Annotated in this window: 5 protein-coding genes and 3 pseudogenes; 6 read left to right on the top strand and 2 right to left on the bottom strand. The window is 32.3% G+C overall.

All coding sequences use genetic code 11. From position 1 onward, the window contains the following. Window positions 1-114, bottom strand: a pseudogene (locus BAU27_RS06285) (RNA polymerase sigma factor); the annotation flags it as partial. A gap of 585 nt (window positions 115-699) precedes the next feature. On the opposite strand from BAU27_RS06285, the gene BAU27_RS32760 reads away from it, so the two are divergent. The 4 genes and pseudogenes from BAU27_RS32760 (at window position 700) to BAU27_RS06270 (ending at window position 2,692) form a co-directional block, all read left to right on the top strand. Further along, window positions 700-978, top strand: a complete 279-nt coding sequence (locus BAU27_RS32760) for a hypothetical protein (RefSeq protein WP_254797943.1) — start codon at window positions 700-702, stop codon at window positions 976-978. A gap of 96 nt (window positions 979-1,074) precedes the next feature. Next, entirely contained in the window at window positions 1,075-1,317 is a 243-nt protein-coding gene (locus tag BAU27_RS32755) for a hypothetical protein (RefSeq protein WP_254797942.1), read from the top strand. A 5-nt stretch (window positions 1,318-1,322) separates the two neighbouring features. After that, the gene (gene imm48 / locus BAU27_RS06275) at window positions 1,323-1,721 is read left to right on the top strand and encodes an Imm48 family immunity protein (RefSeq protein WP_071770401.1); all 399 of its coding nucleotides are present in this window, start codon (window positions 1,323-1,325) and stop codon (window positions 1,719-1,721) included. 263 nt (window positions 1,722-1,984) lie between these two features. Continuing rightward, window positions 1,985-2,692 (top strand): annotated as a pseudogene (locus BAU27_RS06270) (IS6 family transposase). Window positions 2,693-2,735: 43 nt separating this feature from the next. Here BAU27_RS06270 and BAU27_RS06265 read toward each other — a convergent pair. Then, on the bottom strand, window positions 2,736-3,101 hold the full coding sequence (locus BAU27_RS06265; RefSeq protein WP_083595895.1) for a hypothetical protein: 366 nt from the start codon (window positions 3,099-3,101) through the stop codon (window positions 2,736-2,738). Window positions 3,102-3,282: 181 nt separating this feature from the next. Between BAU27_RS06265 and BAU27_RS06260 the strand changes: the two genes are divergently transcribed. Both BAU27_RS06260 and BAU27_RS06250 read left to right on the top strand, forming a co-directional pair. After that, complete coding sequence (locus BAU27_RS06260) at window positions 3,283-5,613, top strand: glycoside hydrolase (RefSeq protein ID WP_071770400.1); 2,331 nt, start codon at window positions 3,283-3,285, stop codon at window positions 5,611-5,613. A 677-nt stretch (window positions 5,614-6,290) separates the two neighbouring features. After that, window positions 6,291-6,623 (top strand): annotated as a pseudogene (locus BAU27_RS06250) (S-layer homology domain-containing protein); the annotation flags it as partial.

The following is a 6,623-nucleotide window of genomic DNA, read 5'->3' as shown; positions in this document are numbered from 1 at the left end:
TAAGTGTGGATCTTTCGTAATAATAAATGAATAATTCCATACATCTTGCCAATAGTCTTTTATAACATAGTCAAGCTCATCATGATTACATTTTTTAATAAACTTCTGTTCCATTTCCACACCTCAAATTTATTTGAATAAACATAAAACTGCCCTCACTTTTAATATGGTTTCAATATATAGACATGATACAAGTCTCATTTGTTCCATAGTTCTTTTTTCTATATAACTGCTCTTTCTGGGGTACCGCCACACATCCATCAACTTAAGAAATTAATTGTTCTCCAAAACGAAAAAATGAGCCGAATTCTCATAAGTAACTGTACAGAGGTAAATTTTTGTTATGGTGGTGTCTCAAAACCTTAGCTTGATAGGGATGGGGTACCGCCAGCATTTCGGAAAACCCCCACGCTAAGAGCATGCAAGATTTTATGAAAAAAATCGGGAGACATAGGGAACTATGGGGAGGCCAAAAGGCGCACTAAAATAGGAATGTATAAAAAAATGCATAGATCCATCGAACAAAAAAGGAGGTTCCCTTATGAGAGTAGGAGTTCCTCCTTGTCCTTGCTACCAATAATAGGACGTTATGTTAACCCGGTGCGAATACTGTATTCATTGTTTTTGTTCAACGAATAGGGCTTAAGATATATTATAATGAAAATGTAAAAATGCTAGCGGTATGTAAAGGAGTATCATATGAAACCAAAAGACTTATTAAACTTATATATAGAAAAATATTTAGTAGATGAATTACAAAAATTAGGTTTTCGATATTCAAAAAGTGTACCAAAATTCACTCGAAAAATTGGGGATTTTGAACTAACTTTTAGTTTTTCACTTAGCAAATGGAATTCGGAAGGTTATTGCGAATTTTGGACAATGTGGGGAATTACATCAAAAGAATATACAAAATGGTATAAAGAACAATGGGGAAGTAAGCCAATAAATAACGGGATAGTAGGAGTCGCAGAATAGAATATTCCAGGCTGGACAAGGGATGTCACCAAACACTTTACACTTACCAATTCGAAATCTGATGAAGAGGAATTCGATGAGTTAATAAATAATGTAATGAACATTGCTATTCCCTATTATGAGAAGATTAGCAATTGGAATATTGCAGCAGAATATGCTTCTCAGGAAACCATTATTTTGTATCATAAAGTATGTAATTTTTACCTGATTTCAGGGCAAAAAGAAAAAGCAAAAAAAATTCTTGAACTTGGGATAAAAGAGATTCAACAGAGAAAACACGATCAACTTATGTTACGTCCTAAAATCCAAAAGGAAAATTGGAAATTATTTAAGGAGTGAAAATTTTGAATGAAAAAGAAAGTTTTTTCCAGCAGAGTGTAGATTTATTTGACATTGTATTAAATGGGACAAAAATTGATTTTGATAATGAACAAGATAAACAAGTATTAGGGGCATATTTATTTGGAATATTAAACGGTTTAGGTAGAGAAAAAAATATATCCCCTACTGATATTCAAGCAACCATGATTCAAATATTGTCGAAGAAATTAAATTATACTTTAGAATCTGCTGTACAATTTAGTCAATATCTCATAAATTCAACAGACAAATCATTTCATCCGACAATATTTGCGATTATTCATAGGGGATTGGAAGGATATTATTTGTTTAAAGATCAGAACATTAAATCGTTATTAGAGGATTTTGAAAGCATTTTAAAGACTATCAAATCTGAAGGATAATGAATAATAAGATCACTATTTTAAGTGAGAAATAATACCGGTTATGTTTATATTTTTTATCTAGTAAATTGCTAGATTTTAAAAATGAAGTATTTCTTTATAAATTAAGGGATGTATAAAGGGCAATTCCGAAAGGGATATGCCCTTTATGTATTATTTAGCTGTTTAAAGGGTTCCGGTGCGAAAACTTCAAAATAATTGCAGGTAATCTCTAAATCTTGGACATACTGATACTATTACTCTAAAAAAGGGGCGTGATTAGTATGGAAAAGCGAAATTTATTCAAGTGGAAACATTATCATCATGATATTATTTTGCAAACAGTAAGATGGTACCTACGGTACAACTTGAGCTTTCGTGATTTGGTGGAAATGATGGAGGAACGGGGCTTATTCGTTGCTCATACAACGATTATGCGTTGGGTTCATCAGTATGGTCCTGAATTAGACAAAAGAATCCGTCGTCATCTCAAGTAAACCGATGGCTCTTGGAGAGTCGATGAAACATATATCAAAGTGAAAAGTCAATGGATGTACCTGTATCGTGCTGTCGATTCGAAAGGAAATACCATTGATTTTTACCGAAGCAAAGCAAGAAACCAAAAGGCTGCAAAGCGATTCTTCAAGAAAGCTTTGCAGTCTTTTCATATTTCTGAACCTCGGGTCGTGACAGTAGATAAGAATCCAGCTTATCCTATAGCAGTTGAAGAATTGAGAAAAGAAAAAAAGATGCCATTAGGCATCCAACTAAGGCAAGTGAAATATCTCAATAACATAGTGGAACAAGATCATCGGTTTATTAAAAAGCGGGTTCGTTCGATGTTAGGATTGAAATCCTTTCGCACAGCTACATCCATTCTTTCTGGAATAGAAGCTATGCATATGATGAAAAAAGGGCAACTTGTTTTATTGGACAAGTCTGTCCAAAATCAAGTGAAGTTCATCCATCAACTATTTGGAATTGCTGCTTAAGACTAGATTTCACTAGGAAACTTTTCGCATCTTTATATCTTTCCTAAGTATTTGCACCAGAACCATATTTACTTTTGTGGGAGTTCGAAGATTTACAATAAAAGATATTATATGAATAGGAGTACAGCGAATTTATTGAAATATTAGGCGACAGAACAGATAAAATTTCTAGGTAAAATACGTGGATTAATAAAAGAGCTAACTTTACTCTTGATAGGGTAAAATTGGCTCTTTTTATCGTGTCTTGCTTAGCGTGGTTTTTTTCCGAAATGCTGGCGGTACCTCTTTTAGAATTCCAAAAATCCATTTTGGAACCTGCACTTTTGTATGTCTCAGCTTTCACATTCATTTCTTGTATCCCTAAGTTCATCATGCCTATTAATGCGACTATCGGTATGATTTTTTTCATAAATTCCCCTTCTTTCCATGATAGTTTCCTATTATAAAATAAATCACTATTGTTACAGAAATGTGACAATTTCAAATAGGGGCACGGCAAGAATTCATTTTTTTGAGCCACTCACCATTTTGTCACATTCCTGTCACAATGTATTTGTAGGATAGAAATACAAAAAAGGAGGTTTATAAGTATGAATAAAAAAATGAACAAGCTAGTCATTCCAATTTTGATGAGTTCAATGTGTCTTACATTACCATCCCTGAGTTATGCGCAACAAAAGGATTTTACAACAAAGGGACAAAACGTGGTTTCTCAATACAAAAATTTCACCTTTGATGTGAATCCTGAAACTGGTGAAATTTTTGTGGAAAAAGATGGTGTAAGAGAAAGTGCTTCCTTACCACTATCGAAGAAAAAAATAACAAATCTAATAAAAAAAGATGATTGTATATCATGGAGTTATCCAGATGACCAAATAGATGTGAAGATTGAAAAGAAAGAGTCTTATTTAAATATTAAGTTAAAATCTATTAAGTCTGAAGGAGCTAATGAATTTACATGGCCTAAAGTAAGTGCAGACAGCTATACGTTACCATTATGGGAAGGAAAAAATATACCTAGCAATGATCCAAACTGGAAAGAATATTTAAAAGATCAAGAGATGTCATTCATAGAAAGTTTTTCTATGAGATTCTTTGCATTGAATAAATCTAATTATTCCATTATGTATATAGCTGAAAAAATGTATAACGATAATATTCATTTCACTGCTGATTCCGATATACAGTTTAGTTTTACACATCAATATCCTTCTATTAATAAGAATAAAGAATATGGATTCAGATTGTATCTAACTGATAAAAACCCTGTCTCGATGGCCAATATTTATAAAAATTATATAAAAGAACAGGGAGAATTTAAGACACTAGAAGAAAAAGCAAAAACAAATCCGAACATTAAAAAATTATATGGTGCTCCTCATATTTATTTTTGGGACCACAGTGGGATTGCAGTAGAAAATATCAAGTGGGATAAATTTTCACAAAAAATGGATGAGACATTTACAAATTGGATTGCACAGTTGTTACAAGAAAATACGGAAGATGGCTCAAAAGATTTTGAAACTGTTATGCAAGATATAAAGAATCAAAAAGCTATCAATAAAAGCCAGCAAAAAGTAATAGTTAATGCGATAAATCAGGTATTAAGATTAGAACAACTTTATAATAAAGATATTTTTTATAACCCAGATATCTCAATAAATGAATTGTTAAAAAAAGGTATCCAAAACTTAAGTGAACAAGAACTCTATACACTGAACAAAGGATTAATTAAGAGTAAGTTAACAGAGGCATTGGATGAAGTAAGTAGATGGGAACAGAAAGAAACAACAGATGTTTTAGTTGATATGAAGAAATCGAATGTTAAAAAAGCATGGATAGGTTTACCTAATTGGGCTAATGGATTAATGAATCCCAAAATGGTAGAAGAAGCAAATAGAATGGGGTATTTAATCGGTCCTTATGATTCATACCACTCGATTCATGAAGTGGGAAGTAGAGAGTGGAATACAGCTTCTTTTAAAGATAAAAATTTATATGAAAATGCTACAATATCGAATGAAAAAGGAGAAAAAGTAGGAGGATTCTTAGGAAAAGGAAGAAAGTTAAATCCAACTTTATCCTTACCTAGTGTGCAAGAACGTGTAGGTGATATTTTACAAAATAATATACCGTTTAATTCTTGGTTTGTCGATTGTGATGCTACAGGCGAAATTTATGATGATTATTCTCCAAATCACATTACAACTCAGGAACAAGATCTAAAAGCAAGACTGCAAAGAATGAAATATATTAGCGAAGAAAAACATATGGTAGTCGGATCAGAAGGTGGGAATGACTTTGCTAGTAATATAATTGCCTTTGCGCATGGAATAGAAACGCCTGGGATTTGGCCCGACTCTGATATGAGAGATAAAAAGAACCCATATTATGTAGGCGGATATAAATCCACTTCACCAGATGGTGCTATTCCAGAATTGAATGGAAAAACCATACCTATTAAGCCTATTTATAAAAATATTTATAATAATCCTGTATATTCAATTCCGTTATATAAACTTGTATATAATGATTCAATTATTACGACTCACCAATGGTCATGGGGAAGTTTTAGAATTAAGGATGAGATAGGAAATAGAATGTTATCTGAAATGTTGTATAATGTACCACCTTTATATCATATTGATAAAAATGAATGGGAGAAAAGTAAATCCATCATTACCTCTTATTTGAAAGTATGGTCTCCATTTCATGAGAAAGCCGTAACAAAACCAATGACTAATTTTGAAGTATTGTCTGAAGATCGGCAAGTTCAAAGTACGACATTTGGAAATGACATGAAAGTGATTGTGAATTTCTCAAACCAAGATTTCACATATGACAATGAGAATATAAAAGCAAAAACAGCTATAGTATATGATGGGAAGAAAAAGAGTATATTAGAAGTTCCAAAGTACTAACATGACATGGTTGTTGCTGTGAAATAAGGTCGTACTATTTTGAATAAAATTTAACTGTTTGCAAAAAAAGTTGCACCGTTTTGTATCATTAGATAAAGCTGTCACGGTAAAACTCCTGAGTTTTGATCAAGCTTTATTCCAAACCAACACAAAAAATGGCTTCTGTGGTTTAAAGTCCCTTTTTATTTGTAATCAGGATTTTCGAAAGATTTTTGAATTTCATAGAAATCAAACGGGATATAAAGTAAATGTTATAGTTTTGTATATTAAAGGTTATTTATGTTATTTAAATTATATTTTTACGAAGGTACTAGAGGGAGTGCCATCATGTATAGTGTGGTTGAAACTGCAAAAGAGAACAATTTAAGTCCTTATCATTCTCTTCGATATTTGTTTGAAACACTCCCAAATATCAATTTAAACAATTATGAAGAGAGATCTGTGTTGGATTCTCTTTTCATTGGTCTTAGTTATGGGGGAACCCTAGTGTTGTGTTATAACCCTGAAATATTGACATATCTAGGCGGACCTATAGATTTCAGTTAATTATATGAAATGAAAAATCAAGTCGTTATTTTTGGGATTCAAACTACCATTATTTAAACTATTATTCACACTAAAAGAAGTACAAGGAGGAAGGTATATCTATTAAAATAGTGAGATATACCAAACTATAAATGAATATTAAATTTAACAAAAAAGTAGTAGCATTAACAGCAGGCTTAACGGTATTATCTTCACCATTGGCATCATTTGCAGAGGAACAACAATCAGTAAACAATAAGCAACCTACAAGCGTTCAGGAACAAAGTAAAACAGACCAACTTCAAACATCAGATGAACAGGCTCTAAAAAGTATTGAAGCTAGTTTTGAAGAGGTAGACGGACGTGGTGGAGGTACTGTCGATAATAAGAAAGCAGACAGTCTTCAACGTTCAGAAGGTATTCATGAAGAAACAGGTACATTAACTGTTCCTAACAATTCAAACAGAACAAAACGTAGTCTGTCT

Source organism: Bacillus sp. NH11B (assembly GCF_001884205.1).
Taxonomy (GTDB): Bacteria; Bacillota; Bacilli; order Bacillales; family Bacillaceae_G; genus Bacillus_A; species Bacillus_A proteolyticus.
This window is presented reverse-complemented; position numbering and strand designations above follow the sequence as displayed.